Raw genomic sequence first — 24,756 nt, 5'->3', positions numbered from 1 at the left:
TAAATGCGCTATTAGCGGCTGCGGAACAGACCGCGATCGACTTGGCGCTGACGAAACTCGAGATCGATACGATCGAACGAGCCGTTCAAATAGGCCATTTCACGTTCCTGGGTGGTCGGAGCGCGAAGAGCGCGAGCGATTTTCCTGATAGGATCAAACATTTCCTTGTCTCATCTTCTGTTTACGTTTTCGACAAGCAGAAGATAGGCCCGGCAAGGGTTAATTACCACCGCCGCAACAAGGAGACAGCTATGCATTGAGCGCATGCATTGCCGATTCGATGCGCGGAATCGATCTTTGGACGATCATAAAATGTGCAAACTCTAGAATCAGGCCGAGATAGGCTTAACAAAAGCCTACTCGTAGAGCCGCCGGACCGTGGCGATGCAGTCGAGTTCCTTCAGCTGGGCGAGCAGCTGGTTGAGCTGACGCAGGTCCCAGACCTCGACCTCGAGCATCATCTCCGTGAAATCGGCCGCCACCCGTACGGTGTTCAGCAGGCGAATATTGACGTCAAGACTTGCGACCGTCTGGGCGACCTTGGCAAGCGTGCCGGGCTCGTTCAATCCATTCACCATGATGCGCGCCATGAAACGCGACTTGTTGGCTTCGTCGAGGTCCCAGCGGACGTCGATCCAACGGTCGGGCTGATCATCGAAACGCTGCAGGCTCGGCGATTGGATCGGATAGATGGTGATACCCTTGCTCTGATCCATGATGCCGACGATGCGGTCGCCGGGCACGGCGCCGGTGGAGGCGAACTTGACGTCGACATTGCCGGACAGACCCCGGATCGGGCCGATATCAACATCGGCATCGACTTCGGAATGGCCCGACTCGGCTCCTGCCTTGGTCTTGCCGGGGATCTTGAAGATCATGCCGGCAGCGCTGCGGACGTTGAACCAGCCGTCGTCGCCGGAGGGCTTGACGGTGACGCGCTCATCCTGATGGTCGGGATAGACGGCGCGCAGCACATCGAGCGAGGACATCTCGCCCCGGCCGACGGCGGCGATTGCATCCTCGACATCCTTCTGGCCGAGACGGTGCAGCGCCGGCTTCATCGCCTCGCGTGAGAAGATCTTGCCGGCTCTGTTGAAGGTGCGCTCGAGAATGCGGTGACCGAGGCCGGCATATTGCTTGCGGATCGCCATGCGGGTGGCGCGGCGGATGGCGGCGCGCGCCTTGCCGGTGACGACGATTTCTTCCCAGGCGGCCGGCGGAACCTGCACGCCGGAGCGGATGATCTCGACTTCGTCGCCATTTGCGAGCCGCGTCACCAGCGGCATAATGCGGCCGTTGATCTTGGCACCGACCGTGGTGTCGCCGATATTGGTGTGCACTGCATAGGCAAAGTCGATCGGCGTGGCGCCGCGCGGCAGCGCAATGAGCTTGCCCTTCGGCGTGAAGCAGAAGACCTGATCCTGGAAGAGCTCGAGCTTGGTGTGTTCGAGGAATTCTTCCGGGCTGTCGCCCTCGGCGAGCGCCTCGATCGTATGGCGCAGCCAGGAATAGGCATTGGATTCGCGCGAAAGGATGTCGCCATCGGCATTGCTGGCGCCGTCCTTGTAGAGCGTATGGGCGGCGATGCCGAATTCGGCGATTTCGTGCATGCGCTTGGTGCGGATCTGCAGCTCGATGCGCTGGCTCGAAGGACCGACGATGGTGGTGTGCAGCGAGCGGTAATCGTTTTGCTTCGGCGTCGAGATATAATCCTTGAAGCGGCCGGGCACGACGCGCCAGCGCGTATGGACGATACCGAGCGCACGATAACAGGAGGGAATATCCTCCACGATCAGACGGAAGCCGTAGACGTCAGAAAGCTGCTCGAAGGACAGTGACTTCGACTGCATCTTGCGAAAGACCGAATAGGGCTTCTTCTGCCGGCCCTTGACATAGGCGCTGGTCAGGCCGCTGGCGACCAGCAGGTCGCGCAGTTCGGCCTCGATCTTCTTGACGATGCCCTCGTTGCGCTTGGAGAGCTCTTCCAGCCTTCTCGTGACGGTTTCGTAGGCCTCCGGGTTCATATGGCGGAAGGAAAGCTCCTCCAGTTCCTCGCGCATGTCCTGCATACCCATGCGACCGGCGAGCGGCGCATAGATTTCCATCGTCTCCTCGGAGATGCGGGCCCGCTTGTCGGCCGACATGTGATCGAGGGTACGCATATTGTGCAGGCGGTCAGCGAGCTTGACGAGCAGCACGCGCACATCGTCGGATATGGCGAGTAGCAGCTTGCGCAGGTTCTCCGCCTGCTTGGCCTTCTTGGTGACGAGATCGAGCTTCTTGATCTTCGTCAGGCCCTCGACAAGGCGGCCGATATCCTCGCCGAAGAGTTCGTCGATCTCGGCGCGCGTCGCCGTCGTATCCTCGATCGTGTCGTGCAGAAGCGCCACCGCGATCGTCGATTCATCGAGATGCATGTCGGTGAGGATGGCGGCGACCTCTAGCGGATGGGAAATATAGGGATCGCCGCTCGCGCGCTTTTGCTGGCCGTGCTTCTGCATGGCGTAGACATAGGCCTTGTTCAGCAGTGCTTCATTGGCATCGGGCTTGTATTGCTGAACCCGCTCCACGAGCTCGTACTGCCGCATCATTCCAAAGCCACTCCGACAAAAATAAAAGCGCGCCAATCAACGATTGGCGCACACATGGGCAATAATATGCCTAAGCAATAAAGGCGCAAGATTGACGATTGGTAATCGTCGCTCTTTTCCGGGTCGGATCCGGCCGTCGCGCTTAATAATCGTCGCTTTTTTCCGGCGGGACCAGGCCCTCGATGCCGGCAAGCAGCTCTTCCTCCGACATCTGGTCGAAGGTAATCGTCTCCGGCAGGTCGTCCTGCTCCTCGCTGTCGGCTGCGGCAGCGCCGCCGGCGGCGATCATGCTGGCCGGATCGGGCTCGGGCTCGTCGACTTCGACGTGCTTCTGCAGCGAATGGATCAGATCTTCCTTGAGATCGTCGGGCGAAAGCGTCTCGTCGGCGATTTCGCGCAGGGCGACAACAGGATTCTTGTCATTGTCGCGATCGATGGTGATCGAGGCACCCTGGGAAATCAGCCGGGCGCGGTGGCTGGCGAGCAGAACCAGCTCGAAGCGGTTCTCTACCTTGTCAATGCAATCTTCAACTGTGACACGGGCCATTGCCTGTCCTTTACGGTCGTCATTTCGGGATTAGCACGCCCGATACAATTAAAACCGGGCAAATACAAGTTTTTCGTTCCGGCTCCCCTCGTCTTTATCCGGGGCTGAGCTAAATTTCCATGGAGAATGTCACAATTCCACCGAAGGTTGCTTGGAATATGACGAATCGTGCCCTAAATCTCTCTTATATGAACACTTATTAAAGTAAGGATCAAATCAAAAATCACAACAAGCCATTGTATTTATTGAAATTTGATGCCCTGCGAATTTCAATTTCTCTCATTAGGAATTGGCAAGCGATGTTTGACCCACGCGAAAAAATTGCACTCTTTATTGACGGCGCCAACCTCTACGCTGCATCCAAGAGCCTCGGTTTCGATATAGATTACCGTAAGCTGTTGAAAGCATTCCAGAAACGCGGCTACCTCCTGCGCGCCTATTATTATACGGCTCTGATCGAAGATCAGGAATATTCATCGATCCGCCCCCTGATCGACTGGCTCGATTACAACGGCTACAAAGTCGTCACCAAACCCGCCAAAGAATTCACCGATTCCATGGGCCGGCGGAAAATCAAGGGCAACATGGACATCGAGCTTGCGATTGACGCGATGGAACAATCCGAAACCGTCGACCATCTCGTTATCTTCTCCGGCGACGGCGACTTCACCAACCTGGTCGAGGCGCTACAGCGCAGGGGCCGCAAGGTTTCGGTGATCTCGACGATGGCCACCCAGCCGCCGATGATCGCCGACGATCTACGCCGCCAGGCCGATCATTTCATCGACCTCTTGTCGCTGAAGGCTGAGATCGGTCGCGATCCATCGGAGCGGACGCCGCGTCCGGCCGAAGTCGCCCCGGCCAGCGATTTCGAGGACTGATCAAAGCGCCGCGGACTGCGCAGCTGCGGCATGGCGGCTCAGCCATTATCCTTCAATAGGCGGCTCTTCTGGCGGTTCCAATCGCGCTCCTTCTCGGATTCGCGCTTGTCGTGCAGCTTCTTGCCCTTGGCGAGCGCCAGTTCCATCTTTGCCCGACCCCGATCGTTGAAATAGATCTTCAGCGGCACCAGCGTCATGCCTTCGCGGTTGACGGCTGAGCGCAAGCGATGGATTTCGCGGCCCGACAGCAAGAGCTTGCGGCGCCGGCGCGGCTCGTGATTGAAGCGGTTCGCCTGCAGATATTCCGGCAGGTAGGAATTGATCAGCCAGATCTCGCCGTCTTCGTCCGAGGCGTAGGATTCGGCGATATTGGCCTTGCCCTCGCGCAACGACTTGACCTCTGTGCCCTTCAGCACGAGACCTGCCTCATAGGTGTCGATGATCTCGTAGTTGAAGCGGGCCTTGCGGTTTTCGGCCACGACCTTGTTCACCACGCGCTGACTGCCTTTGGGGGCCATGACGATATTCCCTTCGAGGCGCGCGAAAAGCCGCGCCCTCCTTGCTTGCCCTTTATGTAAGGGAACGATCCGGCCTTGTGAAGACGGCCGGCCTCGTCAGTTGAGCAGCCCTGCATGACGCATAGCGGCGTCGATCGCTGCTTCGGTTGCCGGTTCCAGCGTCGACAGCAACGGCGAGCGAACGTTGCGGCTCATTCGGCCGAGCTTGGAGAGGCCGTATTTGGCGCCACAGAGACCGGGTTCAAGGAAGATCGCCTTATGCAGCGGCATCAACCGGTCCTGATATTCCAGCGCGCGGGCGTATTCGCCGGCCAGCGTTGCCGCCTGAAAATCGGCGCAGAGGCGCGGGGCGACATTGGCCGTCACCGAGATGCAGCCAACACCGCCATGGGCGTTGAAGCCGAGCGCCGTGCCGTCCTCACCGGACAATTGCCTGAAGTCCTTGCCACAGGTGATGCGTTGCTCGGAGACACGCTCGATCTTGCCCGTCGCGTCCTTGACGCCGACGATATTCCTGTGCGCCTTGACAAGCGCGCCCATCGTTTCCGGCGTCATGTCGACAACCGAGCGACCGGGAATGTTATAGATATAGATCGGCAGAGCGACGGCCTCGGCGATCGCAGAAAAATGCGCGATCAGCCCTTTCTGCGTCGGCTTGTTATAATAGGGCGTGACGACCAGCACGGCGTCGGCGCCAACCTTTTCGGCATGCTGTGCAAGCTCGATCGCCTCACGCGTGTTGTTCGATCCGGCGCCGGCCATGACGGGAACGCGTTTTGCGGCCACTTCGATGCAGAGTTCCACGACCCGCTTGTGTTCGGCATGCGACAGTGTCGGCGATTCGCCCGTCGTTCCGACCGGAACGAGACCGCCGCTGCCTTCCTTGATCTGCCAGTCGACATGGGCGGCGAAGCTGTCTTCGTCGATCAGTCCGGCATCGGTGAAGGGGGTAACGAGGGCGGGAATGGACCCATTGAACATGCGAAGCTCCTCACGACCAAATCCTTGCTTCGGCCGCATTCCATGAATAAGAGTTGCGCACCATAGAGCGCCGAAATCATCGCGACAAGCGCGGAGAGTTCGGTTTAGGGGAAATTCCGATAGCAGATGTGAATGAATTTTACCTGGTACGGTAAGGTTTCGTTAAGATGCCTCCAGCCAAATGGGTAGGGCGTGTTTTCGTTGCGAGATCCCGGATGAAGAAAGCTGTCCTGATTCTGACCGCCTTCGGCTTCGTTGCCGCCGCGTGGGGCAGCGTTGCGTCGCCGCTTGCGGGCGAAAACCTTCCGTCCGCTGACATCAAGCCGATCGGATTCGTTCCCGAGACATCGATACCGGAGGCGCTGACCACCGGCGCCATCCCGCGCAATCCTGCCGTGGCGCCTGTCGCCAGTGATCTGAAAAGCGGCCTCGACGCGCTTACCGCCAAGAATCCGCAACTGGCTCTGTCGATTCGCGACAGCATGCGGGAGGGGGCGCTCGACCGCCATATCCTCACCTGGGCGATCGCCGTGTCCGGATTGAAGGGCGTTCCCTCCTATGAGATCGCCAGCGCAGCGCAGGAGCTCAAGGGGTGGCCCGGCCTTTCTCGGCTGCGCGCCTATTCCGAACGGGCGCTCTACGATGAAAACCCCGCCCCGTCAGCCGTGCTCGCCGCCTTCGGCGATACCGCGCCCGAGACGATGCAGGGCGCCGTCATTCTCGGGCGGGCGCTGGTCGCATCAGGCAAGCAGGCCCAGGCGGCCAAATATATCCGCAAGCTCTGGCGCACGGAGGCGCTCGACAAGCCGGCCGAAGACAAGATACTGATTGAATTTTCCGCCCTGCTGACGCCGGCCGATCATAAGGCGCGGATGGACTACCTGATGTATCGGGGCCGGGTGGCGCAGGCCAAGCGGTTCGGCGACATGGGCGAGGCGCAATCGCTCTACAAGGCCTGGGCCGCCGTCGACGCCAAAGCCGCCAATGCCGGCGCGCTGATCAATAGCGTCGACGCGAAATGGCGAAGCGATGCCGGCCTGCTGTTCGCGCGCATCGAATATCTGCGCAAACAGGACAAATATGCCGAGGCGGCAGCACTTCTTGAGACAATGCCGCGCGAAGCCGGCGAACTCGTCAATTCCGGCGAATGGTGGAACGAGCAGCGGATCGTCAGCCGCGGCCTCGTCGATCAGGGGCAATTCAAACCGGCCTACCGCATTGTCGCAAACTACGCTGCAACCAGCCCGACTGACATCGTCGAGGCCGAGTTCCATGCCGGATGGTATGCGCTTCGCGGCCTGCAGGATCCAACAACGGCGGAAAGACATTTTCGCAAGATTCTGGCGACGTCGAACGGACCGATCTCGGTTTCCCGCGCCTGGTATTGGCTCGGGCGGGCGGCCGAGGCCGGCGGCCCCGGCAATTCAGGCGAATTCTACGGCAAGGCCGCCAATTTTCCCGGCACCTTCTACGGTCAGCTCGCGGCAGAAAGGCTGGGACGGAAGACGCTCAATGTCACCTATCCGGCGCCGAGCACGGCCGACCGCCAGCACTTTCAGGCTCGCGAAGCCGTGCAGGCGATCAGCCGCCTCGAGGCGGCAGGTCACGGATGGCGCGCCGACATTCTCTATCTCGCGCTTGCCGACCAGCTGCAGAGCCCGGGTGAGCTGGCGATCCTCGCCGCACGGGCCGAGCAATCGGGCAATCACCATCTGTCGCTGCAGATCGGCAAGATCGCCTACGGCCGTGGCATCGACGTCGCAGCGCTTGCCTTTCCCGTCGGGGTGATCCCGGCGAATGCCAATATATCAGGCTCCGGCAAGGCGCTCGCCTATGCCATCGCCCGACAGGAAAGCGCCTTCAACCCGGCCGCCGTTTCGGCAGCAAATGCGCGCGGTCTGCTGCAGCTTCTGCCCGGCACGGCCCAGGCGGTGGCCAAGCGCCACAACATCACCTTTTCGAAGGACAAGCTGACGGCCGATGCCGGTTATAATGCGACCCTCGGCGCGCATTATCTCGGCGAGCAGATCGAGGCCTTCGGCGGTTCCTATATCCTCACCTTCATCGCCTATAATGCCGGGCCGAAGCGGGTGCCGGAATGGATCGGCCGCTATGGTGACCCACGTGGCCGGCCGATCGACGAGATCGTCGACTGGATCGAGCGCATCCCCTTCCCCGAGACGCGCAACTATGTGCAGCGGGTGATGGAGAATTACGAAGTCTACAAGGCTCGCCTCGGCCAGCCGACCGATATCGAGCGCGACCTGATTGGCGGACGCAGCGCCTCCTGAAGTCGTTTGGCGCGACTGGAAAAGCAGGCTACATCTTCGAGCTCAGATAGGTCTTGATGATGCGGTGGCGGACATGGATGCAGGCGGTTTCCAGGAACGATATTACTCTTCAGCCGACGGACTGATGATTTATGCCCGCGACTACCGGCCCGAGGGGCCGGCAGCCGCCGGACGGCTGCCGGTGATCTGCCTGCCCGGCCTGACCCGCAATAGCCGGGATTTTCACCCGCTTGCGCTGCTTCTCTGCCGCGACGAGACTGCTCCACGCCGGGTGATCTCGCTCGATTCGCGCGGTCGCGGAAATTCCGCGTGGGACGAGAACAAGGCCAATTACACTCTCGCCGTCGAAACCGCTGACGTCATTGCCGCCTGCGCGGCTTTCGGCATCGAACGGGCGATTTTCATCGGCACATCACGTGGCGGACTGATCCTGCATTTAATCGCAGCGACGAGGCCGGATCTTCTCGAGGCCGTCATCCTCAACGACATCGGCCCTGCGATCGAGGCCGGAGGGCTTCTACTCATTCGCGACCACTTGAACAGCGGCAGGAAGCCGGCTGACTGGAAGGAGGCGACCGATATACTGCAGCAGAAGCACGGCGCTTCGTTTACCGCCCTTGCCGAGGAAGACTGGCGTGAGATGGCGTTCGCGCTTCACCGCGACATTGATGGAAGACCGGTCGCCGACTTTGATCCGGCAATCGCAGAGGCGCTGCAATCGATCGATTTCAGCCAGCCGCTCCCCGAGCTCTGGGAGCAATTCGAAAGCCTGAGCCAGTTTCCGCTGATGCTGATCCGCGGCGAGAATACCGCTCTGCTCTCACAGGAAACGGCCGAGGAAATGGTCCGCCGGCATCCGAGCCTGATCCTGCATGCCGCTCAGGGACAAGGTCATGCGCCCCTCCTCCATCTTGGCAATATTCCTGCAGCCATTGGAGCTTTCCTTGCCAGCTGCCGATAGCTGATTGAGACCCCTCAGGCATGGCCGCGCGCCTTTTGAGAGGCGCAAGGGAGCCATAAGCTTGCAAGCCAAAGTGCTTTCCGAAATCGGCTCCGATTTCGGGCCGATGCGCCAACTGCCTTCAGGCCTTTCGTACAAATACAAAAAGCCCGGCTCGAGAGCCGGGCTTTCCTGATTGACCGAAGTCAGATCAGATTAGAATGCACGCTGCAGGCGGAAGTAGCCCGTCGTGGAGTCGTCGCCATCATCCGGATCGAGGTACTGAACCGAAGCCTTGGCGTAGAAGTTGTCGACGATCTGGTAATCGACTGTCAGACCGACCTTCCAGGCATCGCCGAGACCGTCGAAGTCATCCGGAACAGCCTTGCTGCCGCCGAAGTAGTTGCCGTAGTACTGAACAGCCGGGGTGATCTTCAGCTTGTCAGTTGCCTTGATGGCGTATTCGGCAGCGACAGCCCATTCGGCTGCAGAGTAGTAGGAGTTCGGGCCCGACGAGTATACGCCAGCAAGGCCGAGCGTGCCGGGACCAATGTCAACCGTGCCCATGGCACGAACAGCACCATCTTCGTTGTCGAAGTCGTAGCCAGCGGTAATCTGGTAGCTGAATGCACCAGCCTTGCCGCCGAGACCGATGGCAACGCCAACGTTGTTCGGATCTTCATCGGCCTTGAAAACGCCGTCTTCCAGTTCGTCGACGCTGAGGCCGGCGTAGAAGTCGGGGGTCTCATACTGATAACGGATGGAGTTGTGCAGCGTTACAACCGAACCGATGTCGTCGGTTTCGCCGGAGAGGCCATCGTCCCACCAGCTGTAGAACAGACCAGCGCGGAGGCCGGCGATGTCGATGTAAGCGGAGTCGAGCTTTGAAGTCTGATCGGTGGCATTGTCAGCATTGAACTGCATGACGATGACGCCGGTCAGCGGACCATACTCGGTGTCGCTCTTGGCCGTGAACTGAACCTGACCACGGGTGACTGCATCCCAGTCAGAATCGTTGTCACCACCTGGCTGGTCGCCGACGTTAACCTGGAAACGGATGTAACCGTTGATCTTGAGGCAGGTTTCAGTGCCCGGGATATAGAAGTAGCCGGTGCCGTATGCGTCGCAGACGCGAACATATTCAACCGGTTCCGGCTCGGCAGCGACGATAGCGTCGGCAGCCTGAGCGCCGGATACTACTGCCAGAGCAGCAGCGGAGCCGAGAAGAAGGCTCTTGATGTTCATAAATGACCTCCAATTCAAAGTTTCGATCGGGTTTGGGATCTTTCGCTGAGCAGCGTTCCCTGCCCCATCCCCGTGTTTCAAGAAGTGGACGATCCGTCGCCCTTGCTTCCGAGGGTGAAAATACAAGACGGCGGCTGTCACGCAATCACCAACTTACTCCAACGCGGGGTTTGAGGGAGCCTTCCCCGCATTCTGTTGCTGAAAGGACACAAGTCGGGCAACCGGCCCGGATTTCCTTTATAGTTTGTTAAGAAAAGCCTGATTTTGCGGAGGCTTAGGCGAGATCGACAAAGCGCTGGACATGCGCCTTTCGACACATTTGGGACGTTTTTCTGACGAAATCCGATTATTGCGGGACGGCATCGGGGTGCCCCGAAGCGTAACCGGCCGTTCACCGATCCGCTTTCGCCGACCGCCAAGTGCAGGAACGCGGGAAGTGATTCCCGCCGGCGCTTCTCTCTTCGCAGGGAAGAAATTTCTCGACCGCGCAATTGGGAAGGGATAGCCGACTAAGCGACCAGAATTCCCCGCCAGAGGCTAAGACACGACATGCGCTGTGGAAATCGAAATGGCGGAGAAGATGGGATTCGAACCCACGATACGCTTTTGACGTATACTCCCTTAGCAGGGGAGCGCCTTCGACCACTCGGCCACCTCTCCGGTGCGGCCTAACTATGGTGACCGGTCTGTGAATGCAAGGGTTTTTTGAGTTTTCACGAGAAGAAATGCAACGGCCGGCATTTCCACCCAGTCGGGCACGCGGCATTGCTGCCCGCCCATGATATGCATAATTCGATCGCGCGTCTTTCAACATGAAACAGCGGTCGTGCGGCCGCATTCGTGCCGCTGCAGGTAAGAGGCGATATGCGAACGCCGGCTCAGTTCAGCAGGCTCTTGAGATCGGCGGCGGGGTCGGCGAGAATCGATCGGTCGGGGTTGGTTCCGGATTCCAGTAGTTTCTTGCCAGTCACATAGGCTTTCGCGTCGTTGATCGCGTCGACAGCGATCAGCCGGCCTTCCCTGAAGTACCAGACCGAATGGGCACCTTCGCGGGCACCGGGGCGCAGCAACGTATCGTCATAACCGAGATTGAAGCCGGCGATCTGCAGTTTGACGTCATATTGGTCAGACCAAAACCACGGCATCGGCTCATAGGGCTCATTGCCGCCGGCGATAACGGCTGCCGCCGCTTCCGCCTGGTCGACGGCATTCTGCACCGATTCGAGCCGGATACGGCCGCCCTGCCAGGGAAGGGCTGCGCAATCGCCAGCCGCGAAAATCGCCGGATCGGAGGTGCGGGCAAATTCGTCGACGATGATGCCGTTGGCGACTTCGAGGCCGGCTTCCTTGGCAAGCTGATCGTTCGGCACGACGCCGATGCCGACGACGACGAAATCGACGTCGATCACCGAGCCGTCGGACAGAGCGGCGCCGGAAACGCGGCCATCCTTGCCGATCAGATGCTTGAGCCCGGTCTTCTCGCGAATCACCACGTCGTGGCCCTCATGGATCCCGCGCATGATGTCGGCCGTCTCCTTTGCCGCAACGCGCTGCAGGATGCGGTCGGCCATCTCGATGACGGTTACTTCCAGGCCGCGATGGCGGGCAACGGCCGCCGCCTCAAGACCGATATAACCGCCACCGATGATGAGGACACGGCGACCGGGGCGCATCTCGTCAGCGAGCAGATCGGCATCGCGCTTGTCGCGGGCGACATAGACACCTTCGAGATCGCCGCCGATTGCCGCCGGCAGCCGGCGCGGCGTCGAACCGGTGGCGAGCACCAGCGTGCCGTAGTCGAGAACGGAGCCGTCCTGCAGCAAGACCTGCTTGCTATCCCGCTGGATCTGTTCGGCCCAGGTCGAAACACGAAGATCGACATCGTTGTCGGGATACCAATGCTCCGGGCGGAACAGCAGGCGGTCGAAGCTCATTTCGCCGAGAAGGTATTTCTTCGAAAGCGGCGGACGCTGATAGGGCGCCACATCCTCGGCGCCGATAAGGGTGATCGGGCGCGTATCCTTCAATGCTCGCAGCTTGGCCGCCAATGCGAAACCTGCCTGCCCCGCGCCGATGATCACCAATCTATCTGTCACGATCTCACTCCCGAAACTGCGCTCGACAACCGCGTCAAGGCCTATCCCCTGCCCTGAGCGCCGTCAACGGAAAGTGGCCTCTTACATTCAGCCGATTTCGATCCAGCGACGCTCGTGGAAGGACTGTGCCATGGCATGCACCGACTTCTCTATCCTGAGACCGTCTTTAAATGTTACAATCGACGACGGCTCGCCTGAAATCGCCCGGATCAGCTCGCGGCATTCGATGATCTTGAGATCATTGAAGCCGAGGCCATGGCCAGGCGCCGGAATGAACCGATCATATGGCCGATGGGCGGGTGCCGCCAGTATCTTGCGAAAACCCTGTTCCGAGCCACGTCCCTCGGCCTGATAGAGTTCAAATTCGTTCATCCGCTCCTGATCATAGAGGATCGAGCCTTTCGAGCCGTAAATCTGCAGGGCGATGCGGCCCTTGCGCCCCCAGGCGGCGCGATTCGCCATCAACACGGCGGAGATGCCGCCGCCAAGCCGCATCAGCACGCTGGCAGCGTCGTGATTTTCGACGGCACGGCGACCGCCGCCGCTGAGCGGACGGTCGGCATAGGGCTTCACCATGTCTGTGGTGACGGCCTCGACGTGGCCGAAAAGATACCAGAGCAAGGACAGCGGGTGCACGGCGAAATCGTCGAGCGCACCATAGCCGGCGGCAAGCTCGCTCTTCCAATAGAAGTAGACGTCGGGATCGGCCATGAAATCCTCGTCCATTTCGACGCGGACATGATTGACCGTACCGATGGCGCCCTCGCCGAGAAGGGTCTTGATGTGCTGCATGACGGGGTTCTGGATATAGTTATAGCCAAGGACGGCCACCTTGCCGGAACGCTCGGCCGTTTCCAGCATCCGCTCGGCATCGGCATAGGCCGGCGCCATCGGCTTTTCGCACCAGACGTGCTTGCCGGCTTCGAGGGCTGCAATCGCCATCTCGGCGTGGAACTGATTGGGTGTGGTGACGGAAACGACGTCGACCTCGGGGTCGGCGATCAGTGTCCGCCAGTCGGCGGTTGCCTTCTCGAAGCCGAATTCGGAGGCGCGCGCCTCAGCAAGCCCGGCATTGGCTTCCGCCAGATGCACGAGCCGGGGACGCTCGACATCGCCGAACACGGTCTTCACCGCATTCCACGCCAGCGCATGACACTTGCCCATATAACCCGTGCCGATCAAACCGATGCCAAGTGGCTTCATTTCCGTCTCCTCCAGGACTGTGCGGAGATTTTTGGAATATTTGGATCATTTTGACAAGAGACCGTTTACCGGCATTTCGGCGTCCCTTCCCTGCCTGACTGTTTAAAAGCCTTGAATTACAGGCGATTAAAAACAATTAGGCGTGTCGTTTGAAATCGTCTATGCTCGACAATATGGAATATTTGTTTCATCCAGTGAGCCGCAAGCATGGATAATGACCCCAAGAGGCAAGCGCGTGTGCCGCGCGATTTCGAAAGCCTGCGCAGCACCATCATCGAGCGCAAGGCGAGCATGCCGAAGCGGCTGGCGCAGGTCGCCGCCTTCGCGCTCGGCAATCCCGACGAAATCGCCTTCGGCACGACGGCGAGCATCGCCGCCGCCTCCGACGTTCAGCCCTCGACGCTGGTGCGTCTGGCGCACCATCTGGGCTATGAAGGCTTTTCCGATCTGCAGAGCATCTTCCGCGAAAGGCTGCGCGACCGGACACTGAGTTATGAAGAACGGCTCGTCACGCTGGAGAAGGCGAGCGGCGACGACGAGGACGCCAATCTGCTTTCCGGCTTCATCGCCGCGGCAAGCCAGTCGGTCAACCGGCTGGCGGCAACGGTGCAGAGCGATACGTTCACCAAAGCGGTGGATATCCTGGCCGCCGCCGAAACGATCTATCTGATCGCCAAACGGCGTTCCTACCCGCTGACGGCGCATATGACCTATGCTTTTTCCAAGCTCAACATCCGCCATCAGATCGTCGCCTCCCCGAACGGCGTCGACCCTGAAATGGTGCAGTTCGCCACGCCGAAGGATGCGGCGATCGCGGCGAGCTTCTCGCCTTACGCGGCCGACAGCCTCAGCCAGAGCCAGGAGCTTGCCGACCGCGGCGTCCCGATCATAGCGATCACCGATTCGGCCTTTTCGCCGCTTGCCGCCTGCGCTACGCATTGGTTCGAGGTGGCGGAGGCCGATTTCGCCGGCTTCCGCTCGCTGTCGGCCTCGATGGCGCTCACCATGGCTCTGCCGGTCGCCATCGCCGAGCGGCGGCGCAAGCGCCAGCACGCAAAAATGGGAAAAGCGAAAATGGAATAAACATTCCGAATTGACAAAATATCGGAACCGATGTTTCATTATTGGAATTCGCAGGCACTGGAAGCCGCGCAAAATCTAGCGGGAGGACATCATGGTACAATCGAATCCGGGTTCACAGCCGGAGCCGGCGCTTGATGTAATCACCATCGGCCGCTCCTCGGTCGATCTTTACGGCCAGCAGATCGGCTCGCGGCTGGAGGATATCGCCTCCTTCGCCAAATCGGTCGGCGGCTGCCCGTCCAACATCGCCATCGGCACGGCGCGGCTCGGTCTCAAATCCGGCCTCATCACCCGCGTCGGCGACGAGCAGATGGGACGCTTCATCCGCGAGCAGGCAGCGCGCGAAGGTGTCGCGACCGACGGCATTATCACCGACAAGGAGCGGCTGACGGCGCTGGTGCTGCTGGCAGTGGAGGCCGAGGGTGTATCACCGATGATCTTCTATCGCTCCGACTGCGCCGACATGGCGCTCGACGAGGGAGATATCGACGAGAATTTCATCAAGTCGTCGCGCGCCGTCCTGGTGTCCGGCACTCATTTCTCCCGGCCGAACACCGAGGCAGCGCAACGCAAGGCGATCCGCATCGCCAAGGCGAACGGCCGCAAGGTGATCTTCGACATCGACTACCGGCCGAACCTCTGGGGTCTCGCCGGCCATGCCGAAGGGTTCGAACGCTACGTGAAATCCGATCGGGTTTCCTCGAAGATGAAGGAGACGCTGCCCGATTGCGATCTCATCGTCGGCACTGAAGAGGAAATCCTGATCGCGTCCGGCGCCGACGACGTGCTCGGCGCGCTGAAGGAAATTCGTCGCCTGACGCAGGCGACGATCGTGCTCAAGCGCGGCGCCATGGGCTGCATCGTCTATGACGGCCCGATCGCCGACGACCTCGAAGCCGGCATCGTCGGCCAGGGTTTCCCGATCGAGGTCTTCAACGTGCTCGGTGCCGGTGATGCCTTCATGTCCGGCTTCCTGCGCGGCTTCCTGCGCGACGAGCCGCTGCAGACCTGTGCCACCTGGGCCAATGCCTGCGGCGCTTTCGCCGTCTCCCGCCTGCTCTGCTCGCCGGAATATCCGACCTGGGCGGAACTCGAGTACTTTCTGAAGACCGGCAGCAAATACCGGGCGCTGCGCAAGGACGAGGCGATCAACCATATTCATTGGGCATCGACCCGGCGCGGCGAAATTCCGCTGCTGATGGCGCTGGCGATCGATCACCGTTCGCAGCTCGTCAGCGTCGCCGACGAACTCGGCGTCGGCCATGAGAAGATCATCGCCTTCAAGCGGCTGGCGGTCTCGGCGGCAGCGCGGGTTTCGGACGGCCGCGACGGTTACGGCATGCTGATCGACGAACGTTTCGGCCGCGACGCCTTCTTCGATGCGGCGACGAAGAATTTCTCCTGGATCGGCCGGCCGGTCGAGCTGCCGGGCTCGAAACCGCTGCGCTTCGAATTCAGCCAGGATATCGGCTCCCAGCTTGTGGAATGGCCGCTCGGCCATTGCATCAAGTGCCTGTGCTTCTATCATCCCGATGATCCGGCTGACCTGAAAACGGAGCAGCAGGAGAAGCTGCGCACGCTGTTCGAAGCCGCGCGCAAGGTCGGCCGCGAGCTGCTGGTGGAAATCATCGCCGGCAAGAACGGATCGCTCACCGATGATACGATCGCGACCGCGCTCGGAGAACTTTATGCGCTCGGGATCAAGCCGGACTGGTGGAAGCTGGAGCCGCAAGCCTCCGGCGAAGCCTGGAAGAAGATCGATGCCGTCATCGCTAAAAATGATCCATGGTGTCGCGGTGTCGTGCTGCTCGGGCTCGAGGCACCCGCCGAGGAGCTGATCTCCTGCTTCGAGGCGACGCTGGCGGCCCCTTCCGTGAAGGGCTTCGCCGTCGGCCGGACAATCTTTGCCGATGCGGCGCGCGCCTGGCTTTCCGGCGCCATGAACGACGAGGAGGCGATCGCCGACATGGCCGGCCGCTTCCAGCAGCTGACAGAGGCGTGGCTGAAGACGCGCGGGCTTCAGTAGGAATTAAGCCCCTCTCCAACCCCTCCCCACAAGGGGATAGACTTAGCTTGAGGCTCCGCCTCACGTCATCATCGAGCATCCTCTGGATGAAACGTTGCGGCGGGAAGGCAAAAGCTGAACAGGTTAGCCCCTCCCCCTTGTGGCGAGGGTTTGGGCAAGGGAAAAGACAAAGAGTTAAAACTTCGGGAGGCCCCGATGGGCAAGACGATTCGGTTGACGATGGCGCAGGCCGTCGCGCATTTCCTCAAAAAGCAGATGACTGTTGTCAACGGCAGGAAAGTGCCGATCTTCGGCGGCGTCTGGGCGATCTTCGGTCACGGCAACGTCGCCGGCATCGGCGAGGCGCTTTATCAGGTGCGTGGCGAACTGACGACCTATCGCGCTCATAACGAACAGGGCATGGCGCATGCCGCCATTGCCTACGCCAAAGCGAATTTCCGCACGCGCTTCATGGCCTGCACGACCTCGATCGGTCCCGGCGCGCTGAACATGGTGACGGCTGCCGGTGTGGCGCATGTCAACCGCATCCCCGTCCTCTTCCTGCCGGGCGACGTCTTCGCCAACCGCGCGCCCGATCCGGTGCTGCAGCAGATCGAGGACTTCGGCGACGGCACGGTATCGGCCAATGACGCCTTCCGTCCAGTTTCGCGCTATTTCGACCGGATCACCCGGCCGGAGCAGATCATTTCGGCGCTGAAGCGCGCCATGCAGGTCCTGACCGATCCCCTGGATTGCGGTCCGGTGACCTTGTCGCTCTGCCAGGATGTTCAGGCGGAAGCCTTCGATTATCCAGAGAGCCTGTTTGAAGAAAAGGTTTGGGCAACCCGCCGGCCGCAGCCGGATGCCGATGAGCTCGCCAACGCCATCGCGCTGATTAAAGCCTCGCAGAAGCCGGTGATCGTTGCCGGCGGCGGCGTGCTTTACTCGCAGGCGACGAAAGAGCTTGCCGCCTTTGCCGAGGCCCACGCCATTCCCGTCGTCGTCACCCAGGCCGGCAAGTCTTCCATTGACGAAACCCTGCCGCTGGCGCTCGGCTCGGTCGGCGTCACCGGCACATCGGCAGCGAATGCGATCGCCGAAGAGACGGACCTCGTCATCGCCATCGGCACACGCTGCCAGGATTTCACCACCGGCTCCTGGGCGCTGTTCAAGAACGACAGCCTCAAGATGATCGGGCTCAATATCGCCGCCTATGACGCGGTGAAGCACGACAGCCATCCCGTTGTGGCCGATGCCCGCGAAGGGCTGAAGGCGCTTTCGGCAGGGCTTTCCGGCTGGAAGGCGCCGGCGGCGCTGGCCGAGAAGGCCGCGGCCGAGAAGAAGGTCTGGATGGAGGCTGCGGCGAAGGCGATGGCGACGACCAATGCCGCCCTGCCCTCCGATGCGCAGGTGATCGGCGCAGTGGCGCGCACGATCGGCGGCGAAAATACGACGCTGCTTTGCGCCGCCGGCGGCCTTCCCGGCGAATTGCACAAGCTCTGGCCGGCGACGGCGCCTGGCAGCTATCACATGGAATACGGCTTTTCCTGCATGGGTTACGAGATCGCCGGCGGCCTCGGCGCCAAAATGGCGCGTCCCGAACGCGATGTCGTCGTCATGGTCGGCGATGGCTCCTACATGATGATGAATTCGGAGATCGCGACCTCCGTCATGCTCGGCCTCAAACTGAACATCATCGTGCTCGACAATCGCGGCTATGGCTGCATCAACCGGCTGCAGATGGGAACCGGCGGAGCCAACTTCAACAATCTGCTGAAGGACTCCTATCACGAGGTGATGCCGGAGATCGATTTCCGCGCGCATGCCGAAAGCATGGGGGCCATCGCCGTCAAGGTCTCCTCGATCGCGGAATTGGAGCAGGCGATCATCGATTCGAAAAAGAACGACCGCACCTCGGTCTTCGTCATCGACACCGATCCCTTGATCACCACGGAGGCCGGCGGCCACTGGTGGGACGTCGCGGTGCCGGAAGTCAGCCCGCGCGAAGAAGTCAACAAGGCGCGCAAGAACTATGTCGAAGCCCGCGCTTCCCAGCGCATCGGCTGAACAGTTACCGCCATTTTCAGGAGGAGCCTACCCGCTCCTCCGCAATGTCTTTAAGGAGAATATTGATGAAGGCCAAACTCGGCATGTCGCCCATCGCATGGTGGAACGACGATCTTCCTGAACTCAGCGATGATGTGTCCCTCGAAGAATGCCTGCGGCAGTCGCGCGGCGCCGGCTTTACCGGCATGGAGCAGGGCCGCCGTTTCCCCAGCAACCCTGAGGAGATGCTGCCCATTCTGCGCGCTGCCGACGTGACGCTCTGCGGCGGCTGGTTCTCCGGCACGCTTGTTATCGAGGAGCTTGCGGCCAACAAGGACCGCATCGCGCCGATGATCGAGCTCTTCAAGGCGGTCAATGCGCCCTGCATCGTCTACGGCGAGGTCGGCCGCTCCATCCAGGGCGACCGCTCCAAGCCGCTCGCGACCAAGCCGCGTCTTTCCGACGACGAGATGAAGGCCTATGCGCGGCGCGTCACCGAGTTCGGCGAATGGTGCGCCGAACAGGGCATGCCACTCTCCTACCACCACCACATGGCTGCCGTGGTCGAGACCGAACCGGAACTCGATGCCTTCATGCGCTCCTCGGGTGAAGGCATTCCGCTGCTGCTCGATGCCGGCCATCTCGCCTTTGCCGGCGGCGACGTGCTGCGCGCCATCGACAATCATCATGCCCGGATCAACCACGTCCACGTCAAGGACATCCGCAAAGCTGTGGTCGACGGTCTCGACCGCAGCCGGCAGTCCTTCCTCGATGCGGTGGCGCTCGGCGCCTTCACTGTGCCGGGTGACGGCTCGCTCGACTTCGGCGCCATCGTCCAGCGGTTCGCCGACTACGGCTATGAGGGCTGGTTCGTCGTCGAAGCCGAACAGGATCCGCGCAAGGCGCCGCCGCAGAAGATGGCCGAGATCGGCCATGCCGAACTGATGCGGGTGATGACGGCGGCTGGTTATACCGTAGAAACCGAAGGCTTTCCGAAGGGATAACGTGACGAAAGACCCCTCCCGCCAGGAGGCTTAACAGCATCGCCGGGGCCGGAAGCCCCCTCATCCGCCCTTCGGGCACCTTGCCGGGGTCGAGCTATGTGTCTCGACCCGTCCAACGGCCCCCTCGGGGAGAAGGTGGCGGCAGCTGGATGAGGGGGCCGCGCCCGGCTTACGTTACGAGGAGAAAACACCAATGCCAAACCTCAAGGTCAAACCATCCGGCACGCATGGCCGCGTCACGCATATCAGCCCTGAAAGCGCCGGCTGGACCTATGTCGGTTTCGATCTGCATCGCTTGAAGCCCGGCGAGACGGTTTCAGGGGAAACCGGCGATCGGGAAGTCTGCCTCGTCTGGGTTGCCGGCAAGGGAAAGGCTTCTGCCGGGACGAAGGATTTCGGCACGCTCGGCGGCCGCATGAGCCCGTTCGAAGGCGCGCCGCATGCGCTCTACATCCCGATGGAATCGACATGGTCCGTCACGGCGGAGACCGATCTCGAGCTCGCCGTCTGCTCGGCGCCCGGCGGCGGCACCTATGAGGCGAAGGAAATTCCGCCCGGCACACATCCGCAGGTGACGCGCGGCAAGGGCACGAATGTGCGCTACGTCAACAATATCATGCCTGAGGACGACAACTCGGCGCATTCGCTGCTGGTCGTCGAAGTGATCACGCCCGGCGGCCATACCTCCTCCTATCCGCCGCACAAGCACGACCAGGACGACCTGCCGAACGAGAGCTTCCTGGAAGAGACCTATTACCATCGGCTCAACCCGCCGCAGGGCTTCGGTTTCCAGCGAGTCTACACCGACGATCGCTCGCTCGACGAGGCGATGGCGATCGAGGACGGCGACGTGACGCTGGTGCCGAAGGGTTATCACCCCTGCGCGGCCTGCCATGGTTACGATCTTTATTACCTCAACGTCATGGCCGGACCGAAGCGGATTTGGAAATTCCACAATGCCGCCGAGCACGAGTGGCTGGTGAAGGCGTAACGGTCTCGTTCGATCGCTAAATAATCTGACAGCGCCAAGCCGCCGCTGATGGTTCACTGCCTCCATCCAAACACGGATGGAGGATCACCATGCATAGCTCGAATTCCACAATCTCGGCTCGCAATATGCGGCCCGGCCTGTTCCCTGCAATAGTTGCCGCAGCACACTGGCTGGCACGCAAGATGAACGAACGACGCAACTGCAATGCCCTGATGGAGCTGTCCGACGAGCAATTGAAGGATATCGGCCTTTCCCGAGGGCAGACGGAAAGCGACGTTCACGTCTACAGCCGGTACTGAAACATCAGCATCCGTTGTGATATTGTGCCCGGGCCGCCTCCTGGCGGCCTGTGTGGCCGGGAACATCAGATGTCGCAGTTTTCAACAGCACCGCTCCTGAAAACGAAGATGGTCACCATTCGTGATATCGTCTGTAACGGCGAGTGCCGCCATAAGAGCGACGAGGAATGCACCCACAAGACAAGCCTCGTTTACCCCTATCGCGGCGTCTTCATGCGGCATGTCGGCCGCAATGATACGGTGGCCGAAGCCAATCAGGTGCTGTTCTTCAATGCCGGCCAAGGGTATCGCATCAGCCATCCGATCGAGGGCGGCGATGCCTGTATCGATCTGGCAATCGACGAAGCCATGCTCGAAGAGCTAGCGCCGAAAGAACAGGTGCAGCCGGGCCCAGCCTTTTCCTTCCGTCGACAGCGCCGGCGGATCGATCCGCGCGCACAGGCGCTGGTCGCGCTGCTTCGGCACGGTCTCAGCCGCAATGTCGCTGAAACACTGGAGGCGGAGACACTGGCGCTGACGCTGGTGCGCCGCTCGCTCGGCGAGCGCACATCACATGCGGCAGGCGCCAGCGTCGGCCGGCAGAAACTCGTCGACCGGGCAAAGCTGGTGCTCACCTCTGATCTCGCCCGACGCTGGACGCTCGGGGAAATCGCCGCCGAAGTGGGCGTCTCGCCGGTTTATCTCACCCAGGTTTTCCAACAGGTCGAAGCCACACCGCTTTACCGCTATCAGTTGCGGCTGCGGCTTGCCCGCGCCCTCGACCTGCTCGGCCAGTACGAGGATCTGACGGCGCTCGGCCTCGATCTCGGCTTTTCCAGCCACAGCCATTTCAGCGCTTCCTTCAAGCAGGCCTTTGGGCAGAGCCCTGGCGAATTCCAGCGCGCGGCGGAATTGCGACGCCGGTAAGGTCGATCGCTAAAGATTTCGACAGCGGCAATGCGGCCTTCGATGATCTTATGAGCCTGTCCCGATCGCGGGACGATCAATCGGAGGATCATCCAATGAAGAAGACGACCTGCGCTGCCTGCGACTGTGAACTCGGCGCGGAAACCATCACCGTCAAGCTCGGTGGCAAGACCGTCGAAGTCTGCTGCCAGGAATGCGCTCAGGCGCTAAACGAAGCGGAAGCCGCGACCTCGGCCGCTCAGAGCGGCAAGGAATAGACGGCCATCGACAGAAGCCGCGCCAGCGAGGCGCGGCTTCCGCTCTCAAGCTGGCAGAAGCCCGTAGCGCCAGCCGCGGCGTCTGGCGTTTTGCGACAGCACCAGCACGGCAAGAACAAGCATGCCTGCCTCGGCAAAGACCGGCACCATCCAGATCCCCTGCTCCCCGAAGACGAAAGGCAGCAGGAAGGTGAGCGGCAGGGTGAGCAGATAGGGCCGCGACAGACCGAAGATCGCCGCACGCGGCGCATCGCCGATCGACTGGAAATAGGACGACAGGATCAGCATCTGCCCGAAGAGAAAATAGGCGCCGATCGTCCAGGGCAGAATTCGCCTGACCTCGGCGACAATGTCGGGGTCGGCGACGAAGACAGCGCCGAGGCGGCCAGCCAAAAGTTCGACAGCGATCTCCACCAGGCTGCAATAGACGAGCGCTGTGCCCATGGCGATCTGCAGGCTGCGGCCGACCCGCAGCCCGAAGCCGGCGCCGTGATTGTTGCCGGCAATCGTCTGCAACGCGATGCTGAGGCCAAGCAGCGGCAGATACGTGAAGGTCATGATCCGGGTGATGATGCCGTAGGCGGCAACCGTCGCGACATGATCACGCGTGCCCCAGAGCGAGATATTGACGAGAATGGCGGCGGATGCCAGCGATATGCCGATGAAGCCGAGGCTCATCGGCGCGCCGAAGGCGATGATGCCGGGCCATTCGCCAAGTGCTAATCCCCGATAAGGCCTGAGTGCCGCCGGCCGGCGCCCGCGATGGGCCAACACGGCAGTGAGACAGGCGAATTGTGAGGCGATGGAGCCGGCCGCCGAACCGAACACACCCCAATGCATCACCGCCATGAACAGCCAGTTGGCGAAGATGTTGAGCAGCGAGGCCGACAAGGTGGCCAGCGTCATGAACCCGATCTTGCCTTCGCAGCGCAACCCGTCGAGATGCAGCGACAGGAAGAAGCTCACAGGCGCACCGGCGATCATCGTACCCATGAACAGCATGGCGCCATCGGCTACGGCGGCCGCGCCGGCACCGGCGGCGATGATCTGTCGGCCGAGGCTCCAAAAGACGATGTTGAGGATGAGAGTGACGGCCAGCGCCAGCGCATGGGCGCCGGCAAATACCTTGCCCGCGCCTTGGCGATCGCCGGCGCCGAGCCGGCGGGCGAGGATGCTCGCCATGCCGTTCGAGACGAGCGATTGCAGAGCAATCAACAGCATCAGCCCCGGGAAGATGAGACTGACTGCAGAGAGCGCCTCGGGGCCGACATAGGCGCCGAGGAAATAAGCGTCGATGACGGAGAAGAGGCCGTTGAGCGTGGTGATCGCCACAATCGGCGCCGCCGTTCTGGCAAAGACGCCCGGCAGCCAGCCGATGAGAAAGGCATTGCCCTGGGAAAGATCGGTCATGGAAAAATCCGTGTGATATCAGTGAGGTCCGATCCGGGTTGAAATCATCCGGATTCAGACGGCCGCAAAAGCAATTGGAGACGATTTACAGATCGAGCACCAGATGCGGCACGCCATTCGAGGTCTTCCTCGGAGAGACGCCGTCGGCATCGATCTGCGCGCTGACACGCCGGCGAAAGGCTGAAAAGCTCTCGAAGGTGACGACATCCACCGCTTCGTCGAAATGGATGGTGATCCTGTGGAACTCGCCGCCCGGCAGCGCCGAGAGTGAGAGGATTTCGCCGGTGAACGGCTGATTGAGATAGCGGCCGCGAATATGTGCGCCGACGAAAAGCGGCGTCTTCGCAGCCACATTGGGCTTTGCCGCCAGCGCTGCCAGCGTGTTCCAGTCGCGCGCGCCGTGCTGGCGGGCAATCATTTCGAGCGCGGCACTATGGGTCAGCGCGGCGCCGCGATCGTTCATCGCCTGACGCAGGCGTTTGGCCTGGGCCTTCAATTCGTCAATACCGGGATAGGTCGTCATGGAGTGAGCCTTCGCAAGGCATGCTCTTCGACTGCAAATGGGAGCTCGCATTGCCGTCAGTCAGCATGCACAAGGGGCCGTGACCATGATCGCGAGGGCTTCACCATGGATTTTCATCCGCGAGCGGCCGGTGCCTCGAACCGGCCTTTGTATGCGCGAAGGCCGCCGACATGTCAAGAATGGCCAATATGCAGCGGGAATGAACAATTTTGGGGCAAATCTGCCCGAAATCGATGCGATTCTCCGGCGTTCTCCCAAAAAGATTTAAATGTTAACAATGTTCTTCAGCAGCTATCAGTAATCGCGTGCTAATTTTCTCATATGATAAGCGGAGGCTAAAAGGGCCTTTCAGATGCACCTCGACACGGAACACCCCAAGCCGGAACGCGCTTACAGGGAATTCAACCTCGACAGGCCCGGCAATATCATCTTCGTCGGCCATCACCTCAGCACCGGAACGCAGGTGCGCTGCCTGATCCGCACGATCACGCTGGCCGGCGCGGCGCTCGAAGTTAGCCCGAGCCTGGAGATGCCGAGCCATTTCTTTCTCGAAATCCTCGGCATCCACGACGAGATCGGTGCCACCATGGTCAAGCGCGAAGGCGAATTGGTGACGATCAGCTTCAACATGCTGCTCAATCCGGAATTCCTGCACCACGTGCTGCGACTGAGCTTCGAAACCTGAGGCTGCCTTCAATCCGCGCCTTATCGCGGCGCGGCCTCGTCTCGCCTCTTCTCGAGGAGAGATACGCGATGATCGGAATGATCCAAAGAAGCCCGCGCCATTCCGGGCCATCGAGCGGGTCGGCCATGGGATCGCGGCGCATGCGGCGATTGCGGGTTTCGACTTCCTCGAAAAGGACGACCCAGTTGAGAAGCATTGCTTATCCTCCATCTATTGCTGGAGCACTTGAGCTAGGCCTTCACGCGCTGGCTATG

Annotated in this window: 23 protein-coding genes and 1 tRNA gene; 12 read left to right on the top strand and 12 right to left on the bottom strand. The window is 60.9% G+C overall.

What is annotated here, in order from left to right:
- Positions 1 to 11: 11 nt before the first annotated feature.
- The 3 genes from J2J99_RS07180 to rpoZ all read right to left on the bottom strand — a co-directional run bounded on the left by J2J99_RS07180 (position 12) and on the right by rpoZ (position 3,138).
- Positions 12 to 161, bottom strand: a complete 150-nt coding sequence (locus tag J2J99_RS07180; protein WP_004675049.1) for a DUF3563 family protein — start codon at positions 159 to 161, stop codon at positions 12 to 14.
- A gap of 195 nt (positions 162 to 356) precedes the next feature.
- Complete coding sequence (locus tag J2J99_RS07175; protein WP_168294488.1) at positions 357 to 2,591, bottom strand: RelA/SpoT family protein; 2,235 nt, start codon at positions 2,589 to 2,591, stop codon at positions 357 to 359.
- Positions 2,592 to 2,733: 142 nt separating this feature from the next.
- Positions 2,734 to 3,138 carry a DNA-directed RNA polymerase subunit omega gene (gene rpoZ / locus J2J99_RS07170; protein ID WP_011424719.1) on the bottom strand — a complete coding sequence of 135 codons (405 nt, stop codon included), beginning with the start codon at positions 3,136 to 3,138 and terminating at the stop codon, positions 2,734 to 2,736.
- Between the two features lie 299 nt (positions 3,139 to 3,437).
- Between rpoZ and J2J99_RS07165 the strand changes: the two genes are divergently transcribed.
- A complete protein-coding gene (locus J2J99_RS07165) occupies positions 3,438 to 4,019 on the top strand; it encodes a LabA-like NYN domain-containing protein (protein ID WP_097589708.1) in 582 nt (193 codons plus the stop codon).
- Positions 4,020 to 4,057: 38 nt separating this feature from the next.
- On the opposite strand, the gene smpB is transcribed toward J2J99_RS07165, so the two are convergent.
- Both smpB and dapA read right to left on the bottom strand, forming a co-directional pair.
- Positions 4,058 to 4,537, bottom strand: coding sequence for an SsrA-binding protein SmpB (smpB, locus tag J2J99_RS07160; RefSeq protein ID WP_004675044.1), 480 nt, complete (start codon positions 4,535 to 4,537; stop codon positions 4,058 to 4,060).
- Between the two features lie 96 nt (positions 4,538 to 4,633).
- Positions 4,634 to 5,518 carry a 4-hydroxy-tetrahydrodipicolinate synthase gene (gene dapA / locus J2J99_RS07155; RefSeq protein WP_168294487.1) on the bottom strand — a complete coding sequence of 295 codons (885 nt, stop codon included), beginning with the start codon at positions 5,516 to 5,518 and terminating at the stop codon, positions 4,634 to 4,636.
- A gap of 215 nt (positions 5,519 to 5,733) precedes the next feature.
- On the opposite strand from dapA, the gene J2J99_RS07150 reads away from it, so the two are divergent.
- Together J2J99_RS07150 and J2J99_RS07145 are read left to right on the top strand one after the other, a co-directional pair.
- On the top strand, positions 5,734 to 7,809 hold the full coding sequence (locus tag J2J99_RS07150) for a lytic transglycosylase domain-containing protein (RefSeq protein ID WP_168294486.1): 2,076 nt from the start codon (positions 5,734 to 5,736) through the stop codon (positions 7,807 to 7,809).
- A 64-nt stretch (positions 7,810 to 7,873) separates the two neighbouring features.
- A complete protein-coding gene (locus J2J99_RS07145; protein ID WP_168294485.1) occupies positions 7,874 to 8,770 on the top strand; it encodes an alpha/beta fold hydrolase in 897 nt (298 codons plus the stop codon).
- A 195-nt stretch (positions 8,771 to 8,965) separates the two neighbouring features.
- Here J2J99_RS07145 and J2J99_RS07140 read toward each other — a convergent pair whose 3' ends face one another.
- The 4 genes from J2J99_RS07140 to J2J99_RS07125 form a co-directional block, all read right to left on the bottom strand.
- Complete coding sequence (locus J2J99_RS07140) at positions 8,966 to 9,994, bottom strand: porin (RefSeq protein WP_207600956.1); 1,029 nt, start codon at positions 9,992 to 9,994, stop codon at positions 8,966 to 8,968.
- A gap of 569 nt (positions 9,995 to 10,563) precedes the next feature.
- Positions 10,564 to 10,654: transfer RNA gene (locus J2J99_RS07135), tRNA-Ser, on the bottom strand.
- A 218-nt stretch (positions 10,655 to 10,872) separates the two neighbouring features.
- Positions 10,873 to 12,090: an NAD(P)/FAD-dependent oxidoreductase gene (locus J2J99_RS07130; RefSeq protein WP_168294153.1), complete on the bottom strand. Its 1,218-nt coding sequence runs from the start codon at positions 12,088 to 12,090 to the stop codon at positions 10,873 to 10,875.
- 87 nt (positions 12,091 to 12,177) lie between these two features.
- On the bottom strand, positions 12,178 to 13,293 hold the full coding sequence (locus J2J99_RS07125; protein WP_168294154.1) for a Gfo/Idh/MocA family protein: 1,116 nt from the start codon (positions 13,291 to 13,293) through the stop codon (positions 12,178 to 12,180).
- A gap of 207 nt (positions 13,294 to 13,500) precedes the next feature.
- Between J2J99_RS07125 and J2J99_RS07120 the strand changes: the two genes are divergently transcribed.
- The 8 genes from J2J99_RS07120 to J2J99_RS07085 all read left to right on the top strand — a co-directional run bounded on the left by J2J99_RS07120 (position 13,501) and on the right by J2J99_RS07085 (position 21,884).
- Positions 13,501 to 14,376: a MurR/RpiR family transcriptional regulator gene (locus J2J99_RS07120; protein WP_168294155.1), complete on the top strand. Its 876-nt coding sequence runs from the start codon at positions 13,501 to 13,503 to the stop codon at positions 14,374 to 14,376.
- Positions 14,377 to 14,467: 91 nt separating this feature from the next.
- Positions 14,468 to 16,402, top strand: coding sequence for a bifunctional 5-dehydro-2-deoxygluconokinase/5-dehydro-2-deoxyphosphogluconate aldolase (locus J2J99_RS07115; protein WP_168294156.1), 1,935 nt, complete (start codon positions 14,468 to 14,470; stop codon positions 16,400 to 16,402).
- 195 nt (positions 16,403 to 16,597) lie between these two features.
- Complete coding sequence (iolD, locus tag J2J99_RS07110; RefSeq protein ID WP_168294157.1) at positions 16,598 to 18,448, top strand: 3D-(3,5/4)-trihydroxycyclohexane-1,2-dione acylhydrolase (decyclizing); 1,851 nt, start codon at positions 16,598 to 16,600, stop codon at positions 18,446 to 18,448.
- A 65-nt stretch (positions 18,449 to 18,513) separates the two neighbouring features.
- Complete coding sequence (gene iolE, locus J2J99_RS07105; protein WP_168294158.1) at positions 18,514 to 19,431, top strand: myo-inosose-2 dehydratase; 918 nt, start codon at positions 18,514 to 18,516, stop codon at positions 19,429 to 19,431.
- Positions 19,432 to 19,624: 193 nt separating this feature from the next.
- Complete coding sequence (iolB, locus tag J2J99_RS07100; RefSeq protein WP_168294159.1) at positions 19,625 to 20,422, top strand: 5-deoxy-glucuronate isomerase; 798 nt, start codon at positions 19,625 to 19,627, stop codon at positions 20,420 to 20,422.
- An 89-nt stretch (positions 20,423 to 20,511) separates the two neighbouring features.
- The gene (locus J2J99_RS07095) at positions 20,512 to 20,721 is read left to right on the top strand and encodes a DUF1127 domain-containing protein (protein ID WP_168294160.1); all 210 of its coding nucleotides are present in this window, start codon (positions 20,512 to 20,514) and stop codon (positions 20,719 to 20,721) included.
- 69 nt (positions 20,722 to 20,790) lie between these two features.
- Entirely contained in the window at positions 20,791 to 21,627 is an 837-nt protein-coding gene (locus J2J99_RS07090; RefSeq protein WP_168294161.1) for a helix-turn-helix transcriptional regulator, read from the top strand.
- Positions 21,628 to 21,722: 95 nt separating this feature from the next.
- Positions 21,723 to 21,884, top strand: coding sequence for a hypothetical protein (locus tag J2J99_RS07085; RefSeq protein ID WP_168294162.1), 162 nt, complete (start codon positions 21,723 to 21,725; stop codon positions 21,882 to 21,884).
- Between the two features lie 45 nt (positions 21,885 to 21,929).
- Here J2J99_RS07085 and J2J99_RS07080 read toward each other — a convergent pair whose 3' ends face one another.
- Positions 21,930 to 23,294, bottom strand: coding sequence for an MATE family efflux transporter (locus tag J2J99_RS07080; protein WP_168294163.1), 1,365 nt, complete (start codon positions 23,292 to 23,294; stop codon positions 21,930 to 21,932).
- Positions 23,295 to 23,379: 85 nt separating this feature from the next.
- A complete protein-coding gene (locus J2J99_RS07075; RefSeq protein WP_205918536.1) occupies positions 23,380 to 23,817 on the bottom strand; it encodes a glyoxalase superfamily protein in 438 nt (145 codons plus the stop codon).
- 352 nt (positions 23,818 to 24,169) lie between these two features.
- Between J2J99_RS07075 and J2J99_RS07070 the strand changes: the two genes are divergently transcribed.
- On the top strand, positions 24,170 to 24,502 hold the full coding sequence (locus J2J99_RS07070; RefSeq protein WP_168294165.1) for a hypothetical protein: 333 nt from the start codon (positions 24,170 to 24,172) through the stop codon (positions 24,500 to 24,502).
- Here J2J99_RS07070 and J2J99_RS33905 read toward each other — a convergent pair.
- Positions 24,453 to 24,698, bottom strand: a complete 246-nt coding sequence (locus J2J99_RS33905) for a hypothetical protein (protein WP_168294166.1) — start codon at positions 24,696 to 24,698, stop codon at positions 24,453 to 24,455. The two genes, J2J99_RS07070 and J2J99_RS33905, sit on opposite strands and share 50 nt — an antisense overlap.
- Positions 24,699 to 24,756 lie beyond the last annotated feature (58 nt).

Origin of the sequence: Rhizobium binae, assembly GCF_017357225.1 — a bacterium.
Taxonomy (GTDB): domain Bacteria; phylum Pseudomonadota; class Alphaproteobacteria; order Rhizobiales; family Rhizobiaceae; genus Rhizobium; species Rhizobium binae.
The sequence above is the reverse complement of the archived record's forward strand: the minus strand, read 5'-3'. Positions and strand labels throughout refer to the sequence as shown.